The 23,862-nt window shown below is 74.5% G+C and carries 20 protein-coding genes; 5 read left to right on the forward strand and 15 right to left on the reverse strand.

The genetic code is table 11. The features are described from left to right. Position 1: 1 nt before the first annotated feature. From QQS41_RS01715 to rimP, 8 genes are all read right to left on the reverse strand, one after another. Complete coding sequence (locus tag QQS41_RS01715; protein WP_448850971.1) at positions 2-829, reverse strand: metallophosphoesterase family protein; 828 nt, start codon at positions 827-829, stop codon at positions 2-4. A 346-nt stretch (positions 830-1,175) separates the two neighbouring features. Then, a complete protein-coding gene (locus QQS41_RS01720; protein ID WP_448851937.1) occupies positions 1,176-2,468 on the reverse strand; it encodes an MATE family efflux transporter in 1,293 nt (430 codons plus the stop codon). 131 nt (positions 2,469-2,599) lie between these two features. After that, complete coding sequence (locus tag QQS41_RS01725) at positions 2,600-3,712, reverse strand: DHH family phosphoesterase (RefSeq protein ID WP_448850972.1); 1,113 nt, start codon at positions 3,710-3,712, stop codon at positions 2,600-2,602. 4 nt (positions 3,713-3,716) lie between these two features. After that, positions 3,717-4,163, reverse strand: coding sequence for a 30S ribosome-binding factor RbfA (gene rbfA, locus QQS41_RS01730; protein WP_448850973.1), 447 nt, complete (start codon positions 4,161-4,163; stop codon positions 3,717-3,719). A gap of 393 nt (positions 4,164-4,556) precedes the next feature. Beyond that, positions 4,557-7,349, reverse strand: a complete 2,793-nt coding sequence (gene infB / locus QQS41_RS01735; protein ID WP_448850974.1) for a translation initiation factor IF-2 — start codon at positions 7,347-7,349, stop codon at positions 4,557-4,559. A gap of 124 nt (positions 7,350-7,473) precedes the next feature. Then, positions 7,474-7,830 carry a YlxR family protein gene (locus tag QQS41_RS01740; protein ID WP_448850975.1) on the reverse strand — a complete coding sequence of 119 codons (357 nt, stop codon included), beginning with the start codon at positions 7,828-7,830 and terminating at the stop codon, positions 7,474-7,476. 157 nt (positions 7,831-7,987) lie between these two features. Continuing rightward, positions 7,988-8,992: a transcription termination factor NusA gene (gene nusA / locus QQS41_RS01745; protein WP_448850976.1), complete on the reverse strand. Its 1,005-nt coding sequence runs from the start codon at positions 8,990-8,992 to the stop codon at positions 7,988-7,990. A 3-nt stretch (positions 8,993-8,995) separates the two neighbouring features. Next, positions 8,996-9,592, reverse strand: coding sequence for a ribosome maturation factor RimP (rimP, locus tag QQS41_RS01750; protein ID WP_448850977.1), 597 nt, complete (start codon positions 9,590-9,592; stop codon positions 8,996-8,998). 65 nt (positions 9,593-9,657) lie between these two features. Here rimP and QQS41_RS01755 point away from each other — a divergent pair, with 65 nt between their 5' ends. Next, complete coding sequence (locus QQS41_RS01755) at positions 9,658-10,620, forward strand: DUF4439 domain-containing protein (protein WP_448850978.1); 963 nt, start codon at positions 9,658-9,660, stop codon at positions 10,618-10,620. A 198-nt stretch (positions 10,621-10,818) separates the two neighbouring features. On the opposite strand, the gene QQS41_RS01760 is transcribed toward QQS41_RS01755, so the two are convergent. After that, entirely contained in the window at positions 10,819-12,663 is a 1,845-nt protein-coding gene (locus tag QQS41_RS01760; protein WP_448850979.1) for a proline--tRNA ligase, read from the reverse strand. Between the two features lie 51 nt (positions 12,664-12,714). Here QQS41_RS01760 and QQS41_RS01765 point away from each other — a divergent pair, with 51 nt between their 5' ends. After that, on the forward strand, positions 12,715-13,473 hold the full coding sequence (locus QQS41_RS01765; RefSeq protein ID WP_448850980.1) for a YaaA family protein: 759 nt from the start codon (positions 12,715-12,717) through the stop codon (positions 13,471-13,473). Between the two features lie 166 nt (positions 13,474-13,639). On the opposite strand, the gene cobA is transcribed toward QQS41_RS01765, so the two are convergent. From cobA to cobO, 3 genes are read right to left on the reverse strand one after another with little or no spacing between them, the layout of a single operon-like run. After that, a complete protein-coding gene (cobA, locus tag QQS41_RS01770) occupies positions 13,640-14,749 on the reverse strand; it encodes a uroporphyrinogen-III C-methyltransferase (RefSeq protein ID WP_448850981.1) in 1,110 nt (369 codons plus the stop codon). 29 nt (positions 14,750-14,778) lie between these two features. Continuing rightward, positions 14,779-16,236, reverse strand: a complete 1,458-nt coding sequence (locus QQS41_RS01775; RefSeq protein WP_448850982.1) for a cobyrinate a,c-diamide synthase — start codon at positions 16,234-16,236, stop codon at positions 14,779-14,781. Further along, positions 16,230-16,850, reverse strand: a complete 621-nt coding sequence (gene cobO, locus QQS41_RS01780) for a cob(I)yrinic acid a,c-diamide adenosyltransferase (RefSeq protein ID WP_448850983.1) — start codon at positions 16,848-16,850, stop codon at positions 16,230-16,232. The genes QQS41_RS01775 and cobO overlap by 7 nt, the downstream gene beginning before the upstream one ends. A gap of 78 nt (positions 16,851-16,928) precedes the next feature. Between cobO and QQS41_RS01785 the strand changes: the two genes are divergently transcribed. Next, complete coding sequence (locus QQS41_RS01785) at positions 16,929-17,405, forward strand: GNAT family N-acetyltransferase (protein WP_448850984.1); 477 nt, start codon at positions 16,929-16,931, stop codon at positions 17,403-17,405. A gap of 8 nt (positions 17,406-17,413) precedes the next feature. Here QQS41_RS01785 and QQS41_RS01790 read toward each other — a convergent pair whose 3' ends face one another. From QQS41_RS01790 to mqo, 3 genes are all read right to left on the reverse strand, one after another. Then, on the reverse strand, positions 17,414-18,073 hold the full coding sequence (locus tag QQS41_RS01790) for a vWA domain-containing protein (protein ID WP_448850985.1): 660 nt from the start codon (positions 18,071-18,073) through the stop codon (positions 17,414-17,416). Between the two features lie 118 nt (positions 18,074-18,191). Next, a complete protein-coding gene (locus tag QQS41_RS01795) occupies positions 18,192-19,343 on the reverse strand; it encodes an ATP-binding protein (protein WP_448851938.1) in 1,152 nt (383 codons plus the stop codon). A gap of 153 nt (positions 19,344-19,496) precedes the next feature. Beyond that, positions 19,497-20,993: a malate dehydrogenase (quinone) gene (gene mqo / locus QQS41_RS01800; RefSeq protein ID WP_448850986.1), complete on the reverse strand. Its 1,497-nt coding sequence runs from the start codon at positions 20,991-20,993 to the stop codon at positions 19,497-19,499. A gap of 134 nt (positions 20,994-21,127) precedes the next feature. Here mqo and QQS41_RS01805 point away from each other — a divergent pair, with 134 nt between their 5' ends. Then, a complete protein-coding gene (locus tag QQS41_RS01805) occupies positions 21,128-22,291 on the forward strand; it encodes an alpha/beta hydrolase (RefSeq protein WP_448850987.1) in 1,164 nt (387 codons plus the stop codon). Between the two features lie 51 nt (positions 22,292-22,342). After that, entirely contained in the window at positions 22,343-23,779 is a 1,437-nt protein-coding gene (mtr, locus tag QQS41_RS01810) for a mycothione reductase (protein WP_448850988.1), read from the forward strand. Positions 23,780-23,862 lie beyond the last annotated feature (83 nt).

Consider the following 23,862-nt stretch of genomic DNA (forward strand, 5'->3'; position numbering starts at 1 on the left):
GTCATCGATCCTCCAGGACGGGAACCGGCCAGGCCCGGTCCTCGGGGTGGCGCTGCCACTCCCGCGGGTACCCGAGGCTGACCTCGACGTGTCGGACGCCGGCGACGGTGAAGTCGCGCGGCATGTGCAGGTGGCCGTAGACGACGGCGACGGCGCCGTAGCGCTCCGGCCAATGCTGCGTGTGGCGGGTGCCCGCCCACAGGGCGAGCTGCGGGGCGGCGAGGCCCTCGAGGGCCTCCCGCACCAGGGGCCAGTGGTTGACCAGGATGACGGGGGCGCGCACGTGCGACAGGCGGCGCACCGTTTCAGCGAGGCGCCGGCGGCACCAGGCGGCCGGCTCCTCGAAGGGGCGGATGGCGAACTCGTCGGTCATCATCACCCCGGCGTCGGCCGCCGCGGCGACCGCCTCGTCGACGGAGAGGCCGACGGGGCGCCACGTGTAGTCGTACAGCGTGAACAGCGGGCAGATGGTGACGCCGGCGAACTCCGGGTACGGGTCCTCGGGCGTGACGACGCCGAGGGCGCGCGCCCCGTCGACGAGCTGCCGGTAGCGGTCCTCCCCCGTGTGGCGGTCGGTGCCGCGGCAGAACATCTCGTGGTTGCCCGGGGTCCAGATGACCCGCTCGAAGCGGTCGGCGAGTTCGCCGAGGGTGCGCAGGACCAGCTCGGGGCGCTCCGCGACGTCGCCGGCGACGATGAGCCAGTCGCGCGGGTGGCGGGGAGCCAGCTCCGCGACGACGGGCCGGTTGGCCCGGACGGCGACGTGAAGGTCGGAGACGGCCCACAGCGTGCGGACGGGGGCGGACGGCTCGGCGCCTGCGTCGGCCATGCGCTCCCCTTTCCACGGCGCCGGGACGGTCCCGGCGCTCAACCGGTGCATCGCCATAGGTCACGGAAACGTCACGGTTTCAGCGCGGATTCATCGCGGATTCCGGCGCGCGGTGACGTGACGACGCTCACGGGCGACACTCACGCAACTTTAGTCACACGGTTCCCCGCCGCACCAGATTGGGGGACGAAAAGAACCGCCCGCGCCGCACCCGCCCGGGGTGCGATGCGGGCGGTCGCCGGCGACGCCCGGCCCGAGGGCACGGCTCCGGCCGCTGGAGCCGGCCCCGGCCGCCGCGCCGGCGCCTCAACCGCCGCGCCGGCGCCTCAACCGTCGCGCCAGAGCCTCAGCCGTCGCGCCGCGCCCACGCGTCGCCGCGGAAGCGCCAGGCGACGAAGACGAGGCGGACGAGGATGAAGCACGTCAGGCCCCACCACACGCCGGGGAGACCCCAGCCGAACACCGGGGTGAGCCACACCGGCGGCAGGAAGCCGATGACGACGGCGGCGATGGAGATGTTGCGCAGGTACGCCGCGTCGCCGGCGCCGAGCAGCACCCCGTCGACGGCGAAGACGACGCCGCCGAGCGGGATCATCACCACCAGCAGCCACCAGGAGCCGCCGGCCAGGGCGTCCAGCACCGCCGGGTCGTCGGTGAACAGGCGCGGGATGGCGATGTGCCCGACGGCGAAGACGGCGGCGAGGATCGCCGCGAAGGCCGTCGACCACGCGATGACCCGCCGGCCGGTCGCCCGCGCGACCGCCGCCGAGCCCGCGCCGAGCGCGGAGCCCACGAGCGTCTGCGCCGCGATCGCCAGCGAATCGAGCACCAGCGACAGGAAGTTCCACAGCTGCAGCTGCACCTGGTGGGCGCCGAGCTCCGCGGGGCCGATGCGCCCGGCGACCGCGGCGGCCGACAGGAACGCCACCTGGAACGACAGCGACCGCAGGATGAGATCGCGGCCCAGCGCCAGCTGGCGGCCGATGAGCCGCGGCTGCGGCCGCGCGCCCACGTCCATGCGCCGGGAGGTCACCAGGAGCTGGACGACGAAGCAGACGGCGGTGATGGACGCGCCCAGCACGTTCGCCCACGCCGAGCCGACCAGGCCCATGACCTTCACCAGCGGCACCACCGACGCCGCGGCCGGGATGACGCCGGCCAGCACGAACGCCAGGGGCCTCCGCGTGTTCTGCAGCCCGCGCAGCCAGCCGTTGCCGGCCTGCACGATGAGCAGCAGCGGCACCGACAGCGACGCGACGCGCAGCCAGTCGGCCGCCTCCGCCGACACCGACCCCACCGGGGCCAGCCAGCGGGTGAACACGCCCGCGAAGATCTGCAGGACGGCGGTGATGACGGCGCCGACGGCGACGGCCACCCACGTCGACTGCACGCCCTCGACGACGGCGCCGCGGACGTCGCCGCGCCCGTAGGCCCGCGACGCGCGCGCTGTCGTGCCGTAGGCGAGAAACGTCAGCTGGGAGGTGACCATCGCCTGGATGGTCGTGCCCGCCGCCAGCGCCGCCAGCGCCGTGGCGCCGAGGCGGCCGACGACGGCGGTGTCCAGCAGCAGGTACAGCGGCGCCGCCGACAGCACGCCCAGCGCCGGCAGCGCCAGGCCGAGGATGCGCCCGGCGGTCACCGTGGGCGCGGGGCCGCGGCGGGCGCCGTCGTCACGCGCTTCCGCGGGCGACGCGCCGACCTTCGCGGCGCCGGACGCCTCCGGCGACCCGGCGTCCCGCTCCCCCGCGGACCGGTTGCCCTCCGCGGCGCTCACGCGCGACCGCGGGCGTGGCGCGGCGCCTCCGCCTCGGCCGCGTCGGCGGCCAGGGCGCGGCGAAGCTCCGCCTCCTCGTCGCGGGAGGCCTCGGCGACCTCCGAGACGCCGAGCAGCGCCGACAGCGCGTCGTCGGCGGTGCCGCGGTGGGTGAGCCCCGCGCGGCGGACGTGCCCGCCGCCGCCGAGGGCGGAGGCGACCTGGGAGACGTCGACGAGCTCGCGGGAGCGCAGCGACACCCGCCAGCGGCCCGGCTCGTACTCCTTGAGGATCGCGCTGACGTCGCCGCCGGCGGTCGTGCGGACGACGTTGACGACCGCCTCGACCTCGTCGTGGCCGACGTCGGCCATCATGTCGTGCGCCACGGTGACGTGGACCAGGCCGGCGCCGCCGCCCCACGACTCGTCCCGGCCGGCCGTCGCCATGACGCGGCCGAGGAAGGGCAGGTACTCGAACGGGTGGCCCTCCAGCAGCTGCGCCGCGATGGTCCGCGGGTCCAGGCCCGTGCCCAGCAACCGCGCGGCGGCGGTGTGCATGCGGGCGCGGCCGAAGTGGAAGCTCACCGTGTCCGTCAGCAGGCCCGCGTACATCGCGTGCGCCATGTCGCGGGTCAGCTTGATGCCCCACACCTCGAACAGGTCGAGCTCCACCATCGTCGTGGACTCCGCGTCGAAGTCGACCACGTTGACCGTGCCGAAGTGCTCGTTGGTGTCGTGGTGGTCGATGTTGATGACCCGGTCGGCGGCCTCGATGCGGCCGCGCAGCAGGCCGACGCGGTCCAGCGACGCGCAGTCGACGGTCACCCACGTGTCCGTCGACGCCGGGATCTCCCCGTGCGGGACGAAGAAGTCCCAGCCCGGGATGGTCAGCAGCGACTTCGCGGGCAGCGCGTCCTCGCCGTAGGAGGCGACGGCGCGGATGCCGCGCTGCCGCAGCGCCATCACCATCGCGGCGGCCGAGCCGATGGCGTCGGCGTCCGGGTGGATGTGGCAGACGACGGCGACCTCGCGGGCCTCCGACAGCGCGTCGATGGCCTTCTGGATCGCGCCGCCCATGCGGCGGCTGATGGACTGCTGCAGCTGGTGCTCCACCTGGGTCGTCGGCTGCATGCGGCTACTCCTCCCCGTCCTCGTCGTCGTGGCGGTACGGGTCAGCGTCGCCGGCGGGCGTGGCGTCCCGGGCGGCCGCCGCCAGCTCCGCGTCGCGGGCGCGGGCCTTCGCCAGCAGGTCCTCCATGTGCGCCGACGCCGCGGGGACGGTGTCGACCTCGAAGGACAGGGTCGGGGTGTAGCGCACGCCGGTGCCGCGGCCCACCATGGAGCGCAGCTGGCCGCGGGCGCGGTCGAGGGCCTCGCGGGCGGTCTCCCAGTCGGGCTCATCCTCCAGCGTCCGGCCGCGGACCGTGTAGTAGACCGTGGCGTCGTGCAGGTCGCCGGTGACGCGGCAGTCGGTGATGGTCACCAGCTCCAGGCGGCGGTCCTTGATCTCGCGTTCGATGCCCGTGGCGACGATCTCCAGGATCCTCTTCGCCAGACGTCGTGCGCGTGCGGGGTCGGCCATGTCGCTCCCTCGTTTCTTTCCATGTGCGGTTCGCGGCCCGGGCCGGGGTTCCGGCCGTCCGCTCACCATGATTGTCGTTCCTCCCCCTCGTCAATGCCCCCGCTTCGCATGATAATCCCCCGGGCCCGCCCGGGGAAAGGCGCCGCGTGCGCGGGGCGTTCCGCGTGCGCCGCGTGAGCGGGGTGCCCCGCGTGACGACGGCGCCCTCCGCCTGCGCGGGGCCGCCGCCGCGTGCGGGGCGCGGGGTCCGCGGGTTCCCCGCGTCCCCCGCGTGACGACGGGACGGCGTGCGGGATCGCGGACGGGCCCCGGTCCGCCGCTCCCCTCGTCGGGGATTCGGCGGGCCGGGGCCCGTGCCCCACGTGGGTCCGCGATGCGGGCCGGTCCGGTGCGCTAGGTGCGCGGGACCTCGACCTGCTCGTAGACCTCGATGATGTCGTCGACCTGGATGTCCGGGTAGGACAGGACCATGCCGCACTCGTAGCCGGCGGACACCTCGGTGGCGTCGTCCTTCTCGCGGCGCAGCGACTCGATGGTCGCGGCGTCGGCGACGACGTTGCCGTCGCGCACCAGGCGGACCTTCGCGTTGCGGCGGACCTTGCCGGACTCGACCATGCAGCCCGCGATGAGGCCGACGGCGGAGGACTTGAAGATGGCGCGGATCTCCGCCTTGCCCACCTCGCGCTCCTCGTAGACCGGCTTGAGCATGCCGCGCAGGGCCTGCTCGACTTCCTCGATCGCCTTGTAGATGACCGTGTAGTACCGGATGTCCACGCCCTCCGCGGAGGCGACCTCGGTGGCCTTGCCCTCGGAGCGGACGTTGAAGCCGATGATGACGGCATCGGACGCGGCGGCGAGGTTGACGTTCGTCTGGGTGACGGCGCCAACGCCGCGGTCGATGATGTTCAGCGCGACCTCGTCGTCCACCTCGATCTTGAGCAGCGCCTCCTCCAGGGCCTCGACCGTGCCGGCGTTGTCGCCCTTGAGGATGAGGTTGAGGGTGTTGGTCTCCTTCAGCACCTCGTCCAGGTTCTCCAGGGACACGCGCTTGCGGTTGCGGGCCTGCATGGCGTTGCGGCGGCGGGCGTCGCGGCGGTCCGCGATCTGGCGGGCCGTGCGGTCCTCGTCGACCACCAGCAGGTTGTCGCCGGCGCCGCACACGGAGGTGAGGCCCAGGACCTGGACGGGGCGGGACGGGCCCGCCTCGTCGACGTCGTTGCCGTACTCGTCGACCATGCGGCGCACGCGGCCGTAGGCGTCGCCGACGACGATGGAGTCGCCGACGCGCAGGGTGCCGCGCTGGACGATGACCGTGGCCACCGGGCCGCGGCCGCGGTCCAGGTGCGCCTCGATGGCGACGCCCTGGGCGTCCATGTCCGGGTTGGCGCGCAGGTCGAGGCTGGCGTCGGCCGTCAGCAGGACGGCCTCCAGCAGCTGGTCGATGTTCTGGCCCTGCTTGGCGGAGATGTCGACGAACATCGTGTCGCCGCCCCACGCCTCGTCGGTCAGGCCGTACTCGGTGAGCTGGCCGCGGATCTTCTCCGGGGACGCGCCCTCCTTGTCGATCTTGTTGACCGCGACGACGATCGGCACGTCGGCCGCCTTCGCGTGGTTGATCGCCTCGACCGTCTGCGGCATGACGCCGTCGTCGGCCGCCACGACCAGGATCGCGATGTCGGTGGACTGGGCGCCGCGGGCTCGCATGGCGGTGAACGCCTCGTGGCCCGGGGTGTCCAGGAACGTGACCTTGCGGTCCTCGCCGTCCAGCTCCACGTCGACCTGGTAGGCGCCGATGTGCTGCGTGATGCCGCCGGCCTCGTCGCCGCCCACGTTCGCCTTGCGGATGGTGTCCAGCAGGCGGGTCTTGCCGTGGTCGACGTGGCCCATGACGGTGACCACCGGGGGACGGTGCGCGAGATCGTCCTCGTCGCCCTCGTCCTCGCCGAACTGCAGGTCGAAGGACTCGAGCAGCTCGCGGTCCTCGTCCTCCGGGGAGACGACCTCGACCTTGTAGTCCATCTCGTCGCCCAGCAGCTGCAGGGTCTCGTCGGAGACGGACGCGGTCGCGGTGACCATCTCGCCCAAGTTGAACAGGGCCTGGACCAGCGAGGCCGGATCGGTGCCGATCTTCTCCGCGAAGTCGGACAGGGACGCGCCGCGCGCGAGGCGGATGGTGGAGCCCTTGCCGTTCGGCAGCTTGACGCCGCCGACGACGGACGGGGCGCTCATCGCCTCGTACTCGTGCCGCTTCTGCCGCTTCGACTTGCGTCCGCGGCGCGGGGCGCCGCCCGGACGTCCGAACGCGCCGGCGGTGCCGCCGCGGCGACCGCCGCGGCCGCCGCGCGGGCCACCGCCGCCGGGGCCGCCCGGGCCACCCGGACCGCGGCGACCGCCGAAGCGGCCGCCGGGGCCGCCGGAGGCGGACTTCGCCGGCATCTGGCCGGGGCTCGGGTGCGACGGCATCATCGCGGGGCTCGGGCGGTTGCCGCCCGGCTTGCCGCGGCCGGCGCCCTGCTTGGCGCCGCCGCCCTGCGGGCGCGGGCCGCCGCCCGGGCGCGGGCCGCCGCCCGGGCGCGGGCCCGGCTTGCCGCCGGGACGGCCCTGCGGGCGCGGCATGTTCGACGGACGCGGCGCGGGGCGCTCGCCCGTCGAGAACGGGTTGTTGGCCACGCGCGGGGCGCGGGCGCCCGGCTTCGGGCCCGGCTTCGGGCCGGGGCCCGGGCGGCCGCCGCCGCGCTGCTGCGGGGCGTTGCCCTGGCCCTTGTCGCCCGGCTTCGCCGCCGGCGACGGCTTGGCGGCCTGCGCCGGCGACGGCGCGGGCTTGGCGCCCGGCTTCGCGGCGGGCTTCGCCGCGTCGGCCGGGGTGGCGGCCGGCTTCGCGGCCGGGGACGGCTTCGCCGCGGGCTTGGCGCCGGGCTTGGCGCCGCCCTTCGCCGGGGCGACCTTCTCGCCCGGCTTCGGCAGCGGCTTCTTCGCCGGGGCCGGCTTGTCGCCGCCCTTGGCCGGGGCGGCGTCGCCGCCCGACTTCTCGGCGTAGAACTGCTTCATCTTGCGGACGACGGGGGGCTCCACCGTCGACGACGCCGTCTTCACGAACTCGCCCTGCTCCTTCAGCTGGGCGAGGAGTTCCTTGCTGGTGACCCCGAGCTGCTTCGCCAGCTCATGGACACGGAGCTTTCCGGACACTGCTCTCCTCACTCGTGGAGTCGAGCCGCACCCGGGCGACGCGCGTCGCGCGCCGCGAGGTGACCCGACTCCCGTTTATCGGTTGCCGTTCATCGCTGATGCTTCATCGTGTGCTCATCAGTGTTCAGGTCTTCCTTCGGTTCTGTTCCCCGGCGGGGTCTCCCCCGGCCCGGGCGTCTCCGGACGCCCGCAGGGCCAGCAGATGCTCCCTGACCGGTTCCGCGTCCGCCGAGGCGGACACCTTCAGTGCGCGGCCGAACGCCCTGCGCTTCACGGCCTGCTCCCACGCCTCGAGGGTGGGGGTCAGCCATGCGCCGCGGCCCGGCATGCGCCGGCGCGGATCGGGGACGACGCGGAGGTCGTCCCCCTCGCCACGCGCGACGACGCGGAGCAGCTCGTGCTCCGGACGGCGGGTGCGGGTGGCGATGCAGGTGCGGACGCGATCGACGGGACGCGGCATGGCGTCGACGGTGTCTGTCATACGCGTCGTGGCACGCCCCTTCCATCGCATCGGCGTTCGTCGGCCGTCCACCAGCTTAACCGGAAAAGGCCCGCGGATCCCAACCGCCCGGCCGCGCGTCGCGGTCGGGCGGACGGGTGCGCCGGTCAGGGCCCCGCGGGCGGGGTCCGCCGGGGCGTCAGAGGGCGCCGTCGGCGTCCTCGTCGTCGGCGTGGATGTCGATGCGCCAGCCCGTCAGGCGGGCGGCGAGGCGCGCGTTCTGCCCCTCGCGGCCGATGGCCAGCGACAGCTGGTAGCCCGGGACGACGACGCGGGCGCGGCGCTCCTCCTCGTCGAGGATCTCGACGGAGACGACCTTCGCCGGGGCCAGGGCGTTGCCGACGAACTCCGCCGGGTCCTCGGCCCAGTCGATGATGTCGATCTTCTCTCCGGCCAGGTCGCGCATGACGTTGGAGACGCGCTGGCCGCGGGGGCCGATGCAGGCGCCCTTGGCGTTGAGGCCCTTGACCGCCGGGCGGACCGCGACCTTGGAGCGGTGGCCGGCCTCGCGGGCGATGGACACCAGCGCGACGGCGCCGTCGGCGACCTCCGGGACCTCCAGCTCGAAGAGCTTGCGGACGAGCTCCGGGTGGGTGCGCGACAGGTTGATGGACACGCCTCGGGAGGTCTTGTTGACCCCGACGACGTAGCACTTCACGCGGTCGCCGTGGGACAGGCGCTCGCCCGGCAGCTGCTCGGCCGGCATGAGGATGCCGTCGCGGCCGTTGGCCTCGGAGCCGATGTGGATGATGTGGATCCCGCGCTCCTCGGCGCGGGCGTCGCGCTGCACGACGCCGGAGACGATCTGGTTGGCGTAGTCGGCGTACTCGCCGAACACCTTGTCCGTCTCCGCGTCCTTCAGGCGCTGCAGGATGGCCTGGCGCACGCGGTGGGCGGAGGCCCGCTCGAAGTCGGCCGGCGTGTCGTCCCACTCGGCGATGAGGTTGCCCTCCTCGTCGCGCTCCTGCGCGAAGACGATGGCCTCGCCCGTCTCGTGGTCGATGTCGACCCGCGCGTGGGGCGCCGGGGAGTCGGACTCCGCGTACGCCTGCCGCAGCGCGCGGGCGACCAGCCCGAGCATCTCGGGGACGGGGATGCCCTGCTCCTTCTCCAGGACCCGCAGCGGCGCCAGCTCAATCTTCACTTGTCATTCCTCCAGCCGATGGACGGCAGCATCGAAATCGGATTCCGCCGGCGCCGTCTCGACCTCGGGCGCCGGGGTGAACTCCACTTCTACCACCGCCGTCGCCACGGACGAAAGCGGCAGCGCGCGCACCGAGACCTTCTGCGACACGCGGGCGCCCTTCTTCACCGTCCCGGCCGCCGCCTTGGCCGCCGGCCCCTCGATGAACGCCACGTTCTCCTCCGCGTCGTCGAGCGCGCCGATGCGCCCGATCGCCGCGGAGCCGTCGTCCAGCGTCACGCGGACGAGGCGGCCGCGGTTGCGCCGCCAGTGCCGCGGGGCGGTCAGCGGGTGGCCGACGCCCGGGGTGGATACCTCCAGCACGTAGCCGGGGCCGAAGTCGAGCATGCCGGAGGCCTCCGCGTCGTCGAGCGCGCGGGAGACGTCCTCGCTGGCCAGCTCCACGCGGTCGAGGTCCGGCGCCTCGTCGCCGTCGACGAGGACGGTGACGCGGGACTTCGCGCCGGCGCGGGCGACCTGCACGTCCTCGATCTCGAGGCGGTGGGCGACGACGGCGGGGCCGATGACGTCGGCGATGGCATCTGCGTTGGGGAAGGACATGCGCCGGATCCTACTGCGGCGGGTCCCGCCCGCCGCGGCGGCGCCCGCGTGGCACCATGGGGCGCGTGACGTACCCGAGCCCCGCACCCCAGCCCTCCCTCCGCCGGCCGACCCGCCGCCGGGTCCTCGCCGGCGGCGCGGGCCTGGCGGTGCTGCTGCTCGGCGCGGGCGGCTGCTCGGTGCTCCACCTGCCGGAGGCCGACGACGCGCTGCAGGCCATGCGCGGCCTCGCCGCCCGCGACTCCGCGGTCCTCCCCGGCCATCCCGGCGAGGTCCGCCTCGCCCATGCGGAGGCGCTGGGCGCGGAGATCACCCGCTCCTGCGGCGTCCGCGAAGATGGCACGCGGCCCGAGGGCTGCGGCGACGCCCCCGGCGCCCCCGCCCCCGCCGGCGGCGACCCGGTCGGCGAGCTGACGGACTCCCGGGGCCACGCGTCGCTGCTCACCGCCCTCGACGGCCGCCGCACCCTGAGCGACGCCTACGAGTGCGAGCTGGCGGCGGCCGTCGACGGCGGCATCGTCCTGGCCCTGCGATCCCTCGACGTCGACTGGGAGGACCTGGTGCCCGACCCGGCCGCCGCCGTAGCGGAATCCGGCGAGGGACTCTCCGGCGACGACGCCGACCTGCTGGCCGCGGCGCTGGAGGCCGAGTACGCGCTCGTCTACGGCATGGGCGTCGCCGCCCCGCGCATCGCCGACGACCTCCGGGTCTCCGCCGGCACGTCCGCCGACCGGCACCGCATCCTCCGCGACCGCGTCATCGCCCTGCTGGAGGACGCCGGCGAGGAGGTCCCCGCCGCGGCCCCCGGCTACGCCGTCGCCGCCGGCGCCCCCGACCCCGACGCCGACGCCGCGGGCTTCGCCCGCCACCTGGAGCGCACCGCCGCCGAGAAGTGGCGCGCCGTGCTCGCCGGCTCCCGCACCCCGGCGCTGCGCCTGGCCGCCCTGCAGGCGGCGGGCCTCTCCCAGGCCGGCGCGGCGGTCTTCGCCGGCGACGGCACCGCCGCGCTACCCGGCCTCGGCGGCTGACCGGCCCGCGCCGCCCGCGCACCGGGCCGCCCACGCACCCGGCCGCGCCCGGCACCGGGCCGCTGCCCCGCCCCGGGCCGCTCCCCGCCAAGAAAGACGGCGGCCGCCCCGGCTCCCGGGATGGGAGCCGGAGCGGCCGCCGTCGTCACGCGCACGCGCGACCCGCACCCGGCGGACGACGCGCGCGGACCCCGCGCGCTACCCGCGGAGGCGCTCCAGGACCGCGTCGACGGCGCCGTCGTACGCGATCTCCTCCTTCGCGCCGCCCATGCGGTCGCGCAGCTCGACCACGCCGTCGGCGTAGCCGCGGCCCACGACCACGACGTACGGCATGCCCAGCAGCTCGGAGTCCTTGAACTTCACGCCGGGGCTGACCTTCGGGCGGTCGTCGAACAGCACCTCGACGCCGGCGGCGGACAGGTCCTCCGCCAGCTTCTCCGCCGCCTCGCCGGCCGCGGCGTCCTTGTTCGCGATGACGACGTGGACCTGGAACGGCGCCACCGACGCCGGCCAGCGCAGGCCCGCCTCGTCGTGCAGCTGCTCCGCCAGCACGGCCACCAGGCGGGAGACGCCGATGCCGTAGGAGCCCATCGTCGGGCGGGCGCGCTTGCCGTTGACGTCGAGCAGGTCGACCTCGAAGGCGTCGGTGTACTTGCGGCCCAGCTGGAAGATGTGGCCGATCTCGATGCCGCGGGCCAGGGTCAGGGTGCCCTCCCCGTCCGGCGACGGGTCGCCCTCGCGGATCTCCGCGGCCTCGATGACGCCGTCCGGGGTGAAATCGCGGCCGCAGACCATGTCCACGACGTGCTGGTTCGGGGCGTCGGCGCCGGTGATCCACGCGGTGCCCTCGACGATGCGCGGGTCCGCCAGGACGCGGACGCCGGCCTCCGCCAGGCCCTTCGGGCCGATGTAGCCCTTGACCAGGAAGTCGTGCTTCGCGAAGTCCGCGTCCTCCAGCAGGCGGGGCTCCGCCGGCTCCAGGGCCGCCTCGACGCGCTTCATGTCGACCTCGCGGTCGCCCGGGATGAGCACGCCCAGCAGCTCCTCGACCGGCTCGGCGACGACGCCCTCCTTGGCGGCCTTCTCCGCCCGCTTGCGCTCGGCGGCCGCCTCATCGTCCGTCATGCCGGGGCGGACCATGCCGGCGGGGTACTTCACGGCCAGCATGATGCACTTCAGGGTGTCGGAGGCGCCGACGGCGCGGTCCAGGTTCGCGGCATCGGAGTTCGCCCACTCGACCAGCGCGTCGATGGTGACGGCGTCCGGGGTGTCGTGGACGACGGCCTCCGGCTTGCCCTCGACGGGCTGCGCCGGCGGGGCCGGGGTGGTCACGGCCTCGACGTTGGCGGCGTAGTCGGAGCCGGTGGCGCGGACGAAGGTGTCCTCGCCCGCCTCGGAGACCGCCAGGAACTCCTCGGAGGCGGAGCCGCCCATCGCGCCGGACATGGCGGAGCAGATGGCGTACTCCAGGCCCAGGCGGTCGAAGATGCGGCGGTAGGCGCCGCGGTGCGCCTGGTAGGACACCTCGAGGCCCTCGTCGTCCATGTCGAAGGAGTAGGAGTCCTTCATGGTGAACTCGCGGCCGCGCAGCAGGCCCGCGCGCGGGCGCTCCTCGTCGCGGTACTTCGTCTGGATCTGGTACAGCGTGACCGGCAGGTCCTTGTACGAGGCGTACAGGTCCTTCACCGCCAGGGCGAACATCTCCTCGTGCGTCGGGCCGAGCAGGTAGTCCGCGTCCTTGCGGTCCTTCAGGCGGAACAGGTTGTCGCCGTACTCGGTCCAGCGGTTGGAGACCTCGTAGGGCTCGCGGGGCAGCAGCGCCGGCAGGCTGATCTCCTGCGCGCCGATGCCGTCCATCTCCTCGCGCACGATGTTCTCGATGTTGCGCAGCACGCGCAGGCCCAGCGGCAGCCACGTGTAGACGCCGGGGGCCGCGCGGCGGATGTAGCCCGCGCGGACCAGGAGCTTGTGGCTGGCAACTTCGGCATCGGCCGGATCCTCGCGCAGGGTGCGCAGGAACAGCCGGGACATTCGCGTGATCATGCCCCGGATACTAGCGGTTGCCCCGCGGCGCCCGCCGTTAGGATTCGGGGCATGCTGATCCTGCTTCCCCCGTCCGAGACGAAGTCCTCCGGCGGCGACGGCGCGCCCCTGGACCTCGCCGCCCTGTCGTTCCCGTCGCTGACCCCCGTGCGGGAGTCGATCGCCGCCGATCTGACGGCCCTGGCCTCGGGGGACGCGGACGCGGCGCGGGAGGTGCTGGGGCTGGGCCCGAAGCTGGCGGCGGAGGTCGCCGCGGACGCGGACCTGATGTCCTCGCCCACCGCCCCGGCGCTGGATCGCTACACCGGGGTGCTGTTCGACGCGCTCGACGCCCCGACGCTGCCGCCGGCGGCCCGCGCGCATCTCGCGGTCGGCTCGGCGCTGTTCGGCGTCGTCGGCGCCGAGGACCCCATCCCCCGCTACCGCCTGTCCGGCACCGTGAAGCTGCCGGAGGCCGGGTCCGGCGGCGCCGCGCCGACGATGCGCGCCCGCTGGGGGAAGGCCATCACGGAGGCGCTCGAGGCGACCGGCGAGTTCATCGTGGACCTGCGCTCCGGCGCGTACATGAACCTGGGCAAGGTGCCGGGCGCGGTGACGTGCCGCGTCGAGACCGCCGACGGCAAGGTCGTCTCCCACTTCAACAAGCACCACAAGGGCCTGCTCGCCCGCGCGCTCGCCCTGGCCGCCGCCGACGGCGCCGAGGTCACGGATGCGGAGGGCGCCGCCGCCGTCGCCCGCGACGCCGGGCTCGACGCCCGCGTCGACGACTCGGGGCGCGCTCCCCTGCTGGTCGTCACGGTGCGCGACTGAGGGACGCGCGGCCGAGGACCCGTGACCTGGGGTGCGCGCCCGGGTCGCGCGGATTCGCACGTCCCGCGCGCCCGCCCGCGTCACCGTCCCCCGCGTGACGACGGCGCCCGCCGCCGCGGGGGAACCGCGGCCGCGGGCGCCGTCGGCGCCGGGCGGGGAGCCGTCGTCACGCCCCCGGCAGATCGCCGGCGACGTCGCCGACGACGAGGACCGCCGGCGGCTTGACCTCGTTGTCGATGAGCGTGGAGCCGAGCGTCGCCAGCGTGCAGCGGAAGGCGCGCTGGCGGGTCGTGGTGCCCTCCTGCACCACGGCGGCGGGGGTGTCGCCTGCGCGGCCACCGGCGATGAGGGCGTCGGCGATGGCCGGGCCGTTCTTCACGCCCATGATGACCACCAGCGTGCCGCGCAGCTTCGCCACGGCGTCCCACTCCACCAGAGATTTCGCGTGGCCCGGCGGGACGTGGCCGGAGACGATGGTCAGATCGTGGGTGACGCCGCGGTGGGTCACCGGGATGCCCGCGGAGGCCGGCACCGCGATGGCGGAGGTGATGCCCGGGACCTCGACGACCTCGATGCCGGCCTCGCGCAGCGCCGTCATCTCCTCGAAGCCGCGGCCGAACAGGTACGGGTCGCCGCCCTTGAGGCGGACGACGAAGAGGCCCTGGCCGGCGCGGTGGACCAGCAGGTCGTTGATGCGCTCCTGCGCCATCGCCCGGCCGTAGGGCAGCTTGGCGGCGTCGATGATCTCGACGTCGGGGTCGAGCTCCCCCAGCAGCGACAGCGGTCCGAGGTGGTCGGCGACGACGACGTCGGCCAGGCGCAGCAGGCGCCGGCCCTCCACCGTGATGAGGCCCGGGTCGCCGGGGCCGCCGCCGACGAGGGCGACCGTGCCCGCGAGCTCTCCGGCGCGGGAGGCGCGGCGTCCCGTGAGCCGCGCGGCCTCGACGGCCTCGCCGCCGGTGGCGTCGTCGACCAGCACGCCGTGGCGCGCCGAATGGACCGTCACGTCGCGCAGCAGCGACGGGTCGCACACCACGACCAGGGCCTTGCCCCACAGCATCGCCGGGGTGAAGTGGGTGCGGTGCAGGGTCACGCGCCCCTCGTCCGCCCAGGCGCCGATGGTGGTGGTGATGCGGGCGCCGTCCTCGGCCACCGGCTCCTCGCCCTCGCACACGGTCACGCGGGCGCCGGCCCGGACGTAGCCGGGGATGACGCGCTCGGCGAGGGTCGAGCCGCCGACGATGAGCACGTCGCGGTCCTTCAGCAGCAGGGTCATGCCGATGATTCTAGTTCCGCGCGCATCGCTCACCGCGCCCGGGCGGCCTCCAGGAAACGGCGCACGACCTCGGGCGCCCCGGCCGGGTGGAGGTGCAGGTAGGAGGCATGGACGCGGCCGTCGGGGGACGTCAGCCCCTCCGTCGCGGGCTCGCCCCGCCAGTCCCTCCAGCCCCAGGCGGGGGTCCAGCCCGCCGCGCGGGCGGCGTCCATGCGGGCGGCGTCGAGGCGGGTGCGGTGGAACTCGTGGCCCGTCACCCGCAGCCCGGCCGGCGCGATGGCGGAGTCGCCGAGGGCCACCGCCTCCCGGTAGCCGAGCGTCAGCCGCCCGGTCATGGCGCCGGCGCCGGGGACGACGCCGCACATGCGGTGGCCGTCGAGCTCCTCCAGCAGCCACAGCAGGCCGGCGCACTCGCCGTGGACGACGGCGCCGCCGGCGACGGCCTCCCGCACCGCCGCGGCGAGGTCCGCCCTGGCGGCGAGAGCCGCCGCGTGCTCCTCCGGGAAGCCGCCGGGCACGACGAGGCCGTCGAGGTCCGGCAGGTCGTCGGTCAGCGGGTCGAACGTGACGACGTCGGCCCCGCCGGCCGCCAGCATCTCCGCGTGCTCCGCGTAGGCGAACGTGAAGGCGGCGCCGGAGGCCACGGCGATGCGCGGGCGGCGTCCCGCGCCACCTGCGGCGGAAGCGCCGGCGTCGGAGGCGGCGGTCCGCGCCCCGCCGGTTCCGCCGGCCCCCTCGGCCGCGCCCATCGCCGCGGCCGGGTCCCACGGCTCGCACGGCCGGGGCCGGGCCGCCAGCGACAGCAGGCCCTCCAGGTCCACGTGCCGCTCCACCAGGTCGGCCATCGCGCCGACGACGGCCGCCGCCCCGCCGTGCTCCTCGGCGGTGACGAGGCCCAGGTGGCGCGAGGGAACGGCGATGTCGTCGACGCGCGGCACCTCGCCGAGCACCGGCACGCCGACGGCCTCCACGGCGTCCCGGCACACCTGCGCGTGGCGGGCGGAGCCGACGTGGTTGACGATGGCGCCGGCGACGCGGACGCCGTCGTCGAGCGTCGCGAAGCCGTGCACGAGCGCCGCGACGGACTGGCTCATGTGGCGGGCGTCGACGACCAGGACGACGGGCGCGCCGAGCAGCCCGGCGATCTCGGCGGTGGAGCCGGCGGCGGCGAGCGGGTCGCCGCCGATGCGGCCGTCGTAGAGCCCCATCACGCCCTCGACGACGCCGATGTCGCAGCCGGCGGAGCCGTGGGCGTACAGCGGCCCGACGAGGTCGCGGCCGCACATGACGGAGTCGAGGTTGCGGCCAGGCCGACCCGCGGCGACGCCGTGGTAGCCGGGGTCGATGTAGTCGGGGCCGACCTTGAAGGGGGCGACCTCCATGCGGCGGGCCAGCGCGGCCATGATGCCGGTGGCCAGCGTCGTCTTGCCCGTGCCCGACCCGGCGCCGCCGATGACGATCGCCGAGGCGGCCGGGCCGGTCACCACTCGATGCCCTTCTGGCCCTTGCGGCCGGCGTCCATCGGGTGCTTGATCTTGGCCATCTCGGTGACCAGGTCGGCGACCTCGACGAGCTTCGGATCGGCGTCGCGGCCGGTCATGACGACGTGCTGGCGGCCCGGGCGGGTGCGCAGCGTCTCCACGACGTCGTCGACGTCGATCCAGCCCCACTTCACGGGGTAGGTGAACTCGTCGAGGACGTAGAGGTCGTGGCGCTCCTCGGCGAGGCGGCGCTTGATCTCCTCCCAGCCCTCGGCGGCGTCGCGGGCGTGGTCCTGCTCCGTGCCGCGCTTGCGGGACCAGGACCAGCCCTCGCCCATCTTGTGCCATTCGACGGGGCCGCCCTCGCCCGTCTCCTCGTGGAGGGCGCCGAGGCGGCGGAACACCGCCTCCTCCCCGACCCGCCACTTGGCGGACTTCACGAACTGGAAGACCCCGATGTCCATGCCCTGGTTCCAGGCCCGCAGCGCCAGGCCGAAGGCGGCCGTGGACTTGCCCTTGCCGATGCCGGTGTGGACCGCGGTGATGGGCAGCATGCGGCGCTGGCGCGTGGTCAGTCCGTCGTCGGGGATGGCGCTGGGGTCGACCTTGCCCTGGGGCATGGGTCCTCCTCGGGGTGTCGCGGGCGGGCTGGGGCGTGGCCCTCCAGGGTAGCCGGGCCGGGCGCTACCCTGGGCGCCATGACCGTACCCCACCGTTTCGAGGGCGCCATCGTCGCTGCCCCGCTGGAGGCCATGTCCGCGCTCGAGGTCCACGACGTCTACAAGCTGCGCGTCGACGTCTTCGTCGTCGAGCAGGCGGAGACCTGGCCGGAGATCGACGACGCCGACGCCGACCCGTCGACGGTGCACCTGCGGGCCTACGCCGACGACGCCGACGGCGCGCCCCTCCTCGTCGGCGTCGCCCGGGTGCTTCCGGGCGAGACCGCCGACGGGCGGGATGCCGTGCGCATCGGCCGCGTGTGCGTCGCCGCCGATCACCGGTCGGCGGGCGTGGGCGCGGCGCTCGTCGAGGAGGCGCTGTCGCTTGCCGACGGCCCCTTCGTCCTCGACGCCCAGGAGCACCTGGAGTCCTGGTACGGGGGCTTCGGGTTCGTCCGCGACGGCGACGTCCACCTCGAGGGCACGGTGCCGCACGTGCCGATGCGCCGGGGCTGACCCCCGCCCTAGAGCCCCGCGTGGACGACGCCGGCGACGGCGTCGGCGTCGAGGGCGTCGAGCCGGACGCACGGCCCGCCCAGGCCCCGCGCCAGCTCGGCGGCGAGCCCCAGCCGGATGCGCCCGGACTCGCAGTCGACGACGACGGCGCCGGCGAGGTTGCGCCGGCGCAGCGCACCGGCGGCGGCGCGCGCCCGCTCCAGACCGTCGCGGCCGGTGGCGCGGCCGTCGGACAGCACGACCAGCAGCGCGCGGCGCCCCGGCTCGCGGCGCCGCTCCCGCTCGAGGATGCGCGTCGCCTCCGCCAGCCCCTCCGCCAGCGGCGTGCGGCCGCCGGTGCGCAGGTCCGCCAGCCGGCGGGCCGCGGCGTCGGTGGAGCGCGTCGGCGGCAGCGCGACCTCCGCGCCGTCGCCGCGGAACGTGACGACGGCGACCTTGTCGCGCCGCTGGTAGGCGTCCCGCAGCAGCGAGGACACCGCCCCGGTGACGGCGGAGAGCCGATCGCGCGCGGCCATGGAGCCGGAGGCGTCGACGAGGAAGACGATGAGGTTCGACTCCGTGCCCTGGCGCACCGCGCCGCGCAGGTCCGCGGCGGTGAGCTCGACGACCTCGCCGGGGCCGCCGAGGCGCGCGCCGCGTTCGGCGGCGGCGACGACGGTGCCGGGCACGTGCAGGCCGTGACCGCCCTCGGTGCGCGCCAGGGCCCGGACCGTGGAGCCGCGGGCGCCGAGCGCCTTCGACCGGCGGCCGCCGACGGAGCCGTCGCCGGCCCCGGGCAGCGTCAGCTCACGGACGCGGAAAGGGGGCGCCTTCGGCGGCGCGACCTCCCGTCCCGCCCGCGGGGGCGTCGTCGCTCTCCTCCGGGCCCTCCGGCGGCTCCGGCTCCCCCGGCCGCGGCGGCTCCGGAGCGTCGTCCACGCCCGCGCCCTCCGGCGCCGGCGGCTCCTGCTGCTCCTGCGGCGGCTCCGGCTCCTCCGGCCGGTCGTCCGGCACCTCGTCGCGGGCCCGGTCCATCGCGTCGTCGAGACGCTGCTCGTCCAGGCCCGGCTCGTCGAACGGATCGCGGCGGCGCCGGTGCGGCAGCGCCAGCTCCGCGGCGACGCGGATGTCGTCGTCGGTGATGTGCGCCGGGCCGCCGTCGCCGCCGGCCAGGCGCCACGCGGCGTGCGCCCGGGCGGTGCGGGCGATGACCAGGTCCGCGCGCATGCCGTCGACGTCGAACTCCGCGCACACCGCGGCGATGCGGCCGAGCGCCACGTCGTCGAGCGGGATGTCCGCCAGGCGGGCGCGGGCCCGGGTGAGCCGGGCGCGCAGCGCCTCCTCCTCGTCGGCCCAGCGGCCGTGGAACGCCCGCGGGTTGTCCTCGTACGCCAGGCGGCGGCGCAGGATCTCGGCGCGCACGGCGGGCTCGCGGGAGGCGGCGACGTCGACGGCGAGGCCGAAGCGGTCGAGCAGCTGCGGGCGCAGCTCCCCCTCCTCCGGGTTCATCGTGCCGACGAGCACGAAGCGCGTGTCCTCCACGTGGGAGACGCCGTCGCGCTCGACGACGATGCGGCCCGTCGCCGCGGCGTCCAGGAGCACGTCCACCAGGTGGTCCGGCAGCAGGTTCACCTCGTCGACGTAGAGGATGCCGCCGTCGGCCGCCGACAGCAGGCCGGGGACGTAGCGGGCCCGGCCCGTCGTCAGCACCGCCTCCACGTCGATGGAGCCGACGACGCGGTCCTCGGTGGCGCCCAGCGGCAGGTCCACCAGCCTCCCGTCGAGGTGCGGGGCCAGGGCGCGGACCGTCGTGGTCTTCGCCGTGCCCTTCTCTCCCCGCACGACGACGCCGCCGATGGCCGGCGACACCGCCGACAGCACCAGCGCCAGCCGCAGCCGGTCCTGCCCCACCACCGCCGTGAACGGGTAGTCCGGGGGCGCGGTGCGGCTGGTCTCCATGCTCATGACCCCACTATTACCCGACGCCCGGGCCGCCGCGGCGGGCGCCGTCGCAACGCGCCGCCCGCGCAGCCGCGGAAAAGGGGCCGGGGCCGGCCGCCGCGAGCGATGTCGCGGCGGCCGGCCCCGGGAAGAGCAAGCCCTCGATGCGTACTAGCGATCCAGCAGCAGCGCCTTCTGGGACTCGTCCCACACCTTCTTGAACAGCGCCTCGTCGTCGGCGAGGACGCGGCCGTAGGACGGCACGAGCTCCTTGAGCTTCGGCGCCCACGCCGGCATCTTCTTGCCGAAGCAGCGCTCCAGCAGGTCGATCATGACCGCCGGGGCGATGGAGGCGCCCGGGGAGGCGCCCATCAGGCCGGCGATGGAGCCGTCGGAGGCGTTGATGACGGCGGTGCCGAACTCCAGGGTGCCGAACTTCGGGGCCTTAGCCGGAGCGATGACCTGGACGCGCTGGCCGGCGACGATGAGCTCCCAGTCCTCGTTCTTCGCGGTCGGGACGTAGTCGCGCAGGGACTCGACGCGGGCGTCGAAGTCCTTCATGACCTCGGTGATGAGGTACTTGGTCAGGCCCATCTCCTGCAGGCCCGCGCCCGCCATGGTGAACACGTTGCCCGGGCGGAGGGACTTGAACATGTCCAGGTAGGAGCCGGTCTTCAGGTACTTGGTGTTCCAGCCGGCGTAGGGGCCGAACAGCAGGCCCTTCTTGCCGTCGATGACGCGGGTGTCCAGGTGCGGCACGGACATCGGCGGGGTGCCGACGGACGCCTTGCCGTAGACCTTCGCCGCGTGCTGCTCGATGAGCTCCTCGTTGGTGCAGCGCAGCCACTGGCCGGACACCGGGAAGCCGCCGAAGCCGCGGATCTCCGGGATGCCGGACTTCTGCAGCAGCGGCAGGGCGTTGCCGCCGGCGCCGACGAACACGAAGTTGGCGCGGACCTTGCGGACGTCGCCGGAGTGGACGTTCTTCACGGTGACGACCCACTTGGCGCCGTCGCGGGTGATGTCCTTGACCTCGTGGCCGTAGCGGATCTCGGTGCCGCGATCGGACAGCGCGGACAGGTACTGCTTGGTCAGCGAGCCGTAGTTGACGTCGGTGCCGTTGGGGTTGCGGATGACGGAGACCGGGGTGGAGAAGTCGCGGCCCTCGGCCATCACCGGCAGGTACTCGGCGAACTTGTCGTGGTCCTCGATGAGCTCCTGGCCGAAGAACAGCGGGTTCTCGTTCAGCGCCTCGTAGCGGTTGCGCATGAAGCGCATCTGGTCCTCGCCCTGGGCGAAGGCCGTGTGGTCGACCGGGTTGATGAAGCCCTTCGGGTCGGTGAGCACGCCGTCGTCGACGAGGGAGGTCCAGAACTGGCGGGAGACCTGGAACTGCTCGTTGATCTTGGAGGCCTTGGTGATGTCGACCTTGCCGTTCTTCTCCGGCGTGTAGTTCAGCTCGCACAGCGCGGAGTGGCCGGTGCCGGCGTTGTTCCACGGGGAGGAGGACTCCTCGGCCGGCTGATCCAGGCGCTCGAAGACGACCTGCGTCCACTCCGGCTCGAGCTGGTTCAGCAGCACGCCGAGGGTCGCGCTGATGACGCCGCCACCGATGAGGACGACGTCGACGTCGTCTCCGACCTTGGCGGGAAGCTTGTTTTCAGACACTGCAGTCAACATCCTTCACGTGTGGGTGAACGGGCGACGCGTGCGGCGGCGCCCGGGGCTTCTCTTCAGTGATACCCCTCCATTGTGTCACAGTGCCCCCGAACCCCTAATCGAGGGCCGCTAGTGTGGTTGACGTGAACAATGATTCGACCAGCGAAGTTACCCCCGCCGATCACCCCGCGTGGACCGGCGACGTCCTCCCCGGGTTCATCGCCGCCACCCGTGACCTGGGCCGGGACCCCGACGGGGAGACGGACGTGGCCGTCACCGTCGTCCGCTACGACCCCTCCCACCCCGCCGCCGCCCCCGCCCCGGACGGGTCCGGTCCGGCGGCCGCCGCCGGCGCGGGCGCATCCCCCGCGGGGGTTCCCGGGGAGGGCGCGGGCCCGGGTGCGCGCGAGGGTTCGGCCGATGCGGGCGCCGCGGAGGCGCGTGACGACGCCTCCCGCTCCGGCCGCCCCGCCGTCCTGTGGGTCCACGGCCTGTCCGACTACTTCTTCCAGGACCACCTGGCGCGCGACATCGACGCCGCCGGCTGGGCGTTCTACGCCCTGGACCTGCGCAAGTGCGGCCGCTCCCACCGGCCGGGCCAGCGCCGCCACTTCGTCACCGACCTGGCGCACTACGACGCGGACCTCGACGCGGCGCTCGACCTCGTCGCGGCGGAGGGCCACGACCGCGTCGTCGTCGCGGGCCACTCCACCGGCGGCCTGGTCATCGCGGGCTGGCTGGACCGCAAGCGCGCGAACGACCCGGCCCGCCACGGCCTGCTGGCCGGCGCGCTGTTCGACAGCCCGTGGTTCGAGCTGCCGGTGGCGGACTGGAAGCTGCCCGTGGCGCGGCCGCTGACCCGGCTCGTCGGCAGGCTCATGCCGGAGCGCACCGTGCCCGCCGACGAGCTGGCCGGCTACGGCGAGTCGCTGCACCGCAGCCGCCGCGGCGAGTGGGACTACGACCTGGAGCACAAGCCGCTGAAGGGCTTCCCCATGCCGTTCGCGTGGCTGGCCGCCATCGTGCGGGCGCAGGACGCGCTGGCGAAGGGGCTGGAGACCGGCGTGCCGAACCTGGTGCTGCGCTCCGACCGCTCGTGGCTGGGCAAGCCGTACTCCGCGGCGACGGATTCCGCGGACGCGGTGCTGAACGTGGAACACATCGAGCGCCGCGCGCGTTGCCTCGGTGGAAGGACGCGGACGGTGACCGTCCCCGGTGCACGCCACGACGTGTACCTGTCGAAGGAGCACGCACGCGCCCTGGCGATGCGCGAGACCCTGGACTTCCTCCGGGGCCTCGCGGACTGACCGAACCCCGCCGCGGCGCGGGAACGAACGAACGGAAGGCCAGAGCAGGACATGACCCAGACCACCGGCGAGCACTACGACGTCATCATCATCGGCGCGGGCTCCGGCAACTCCATCCCGGCACCGGACTACGACGACGTGCGCGTCGCGCTCGTGGAGGAGGACCGCTTCGGCGGCACCTGCACCAACGTCGGCTGCATCCCGACGAAGATGTACGTGCTGGCCGCCGACGCGGCGGCGAACGTGGAGGAGGCCCGCCGCCTGGGCGTCCACGCCACCCTCGACTCCGTGGACTGGGCCTCCATCCGGGAGCGCGTCTTCGGCCGCCGCATCGACCCGATCGCCGCCGGCGGCGAGGCGTACCGCCGCGGCGACGAGACGCCGAACATCGACGTCTACGACGGCCACGCCTCCTTCGCCGGCCCGCGCACCATCCGCACCGCCCAGGGCGGCGAGGAGAAGGTCATCACCGGCGACCAGATCATCATCGCCGCGGGCTCCCACACCAACGTCCCGGCGTTCGTGGAGGAGTCCGGCGTCCGGTACCGGACGAACAAGGACATCATGCGCGTCGAGGAGTTCCCGCGGGAGCTCATCATCCTCGGCGCCGGCTACATCGCCTCCGAGTTCGCGCACGTCTTCTCCGCGCTGGGCTCCACCGTCCACGTCGTCAACCGCTCCGGCAAGATGGTCCGCCACTGCGACGCGGACATCGCCGACCGGTTCACCGAGGTCGTCTCCCGCAACTGGGACGTCCACCTCAACGCCGAGATCGAGGAGCTGACGCAGGACGACGGCGGCCGCATCACCGCCAGGCTCTCCGACGGCTCCACGGTCCACGGCGACGAGTTCCTCGTCGCCACCGGCCGCCGCCCCAACGGCGACCTCATGGACCTGGAGCAGGGCGGCGTCGAGATGCACGACGACGGCCGCGTGAAGGTCGACGCGTTCGGCCGCACCTCGGCCGAGGGCGTGTGGGCGCTGGGCGACGTGTCCAGCCCGCACCAGCTGAAGCACGTGGCCAACCACGAGGCGCGCGTCGTGTTCCACAACGTGCTGGCCGCCCACCGCGCCGGCGGCGACGCGGGCGAGGACGCGTACAAGACGGTCAATCACGACCACGTGCCGTCGGCGATCTTCTCCCACCCGCAGATCGGCCAGGTCGGCATGACCGAGGAGGAGGCCCGCGAGTGGGCCGCCGCCAACGGCACCGAGGTGACGGTGAAGGTGCAGAACATCGGCGACGTCGCCTACGGCTGGGCGCTGGAGGACGAGACGGGCTTCGCGAAGCTCATCGCCGATCGGAAGTCGGGCCAGCTGCTGGGCGCGCACTTCATCGGCGCGCAGGCCGCGACCCTGGTGCAGCAGTGCATCCAGATGATGGCGTTCGGCATCGACTGCCGCGACGCGGCGACGAAGCAGTACTGGATCCACCCGGCGCTGCCGGAGGTCGTGGAGAACGCGCTGCTCGGCCTCGAGTTCGACTAGGCGGGGCGCGGGTCGCCCGCGCGGCCGCGCACCGAGAGGGCCCCGGCGGTCCGGCTGATGCCCGTCCGCCGGGGCCGTTCCCG

The sequence above is a fragment of the Corynebacterium sp. 335C genome (assembly GCF_053525695.1).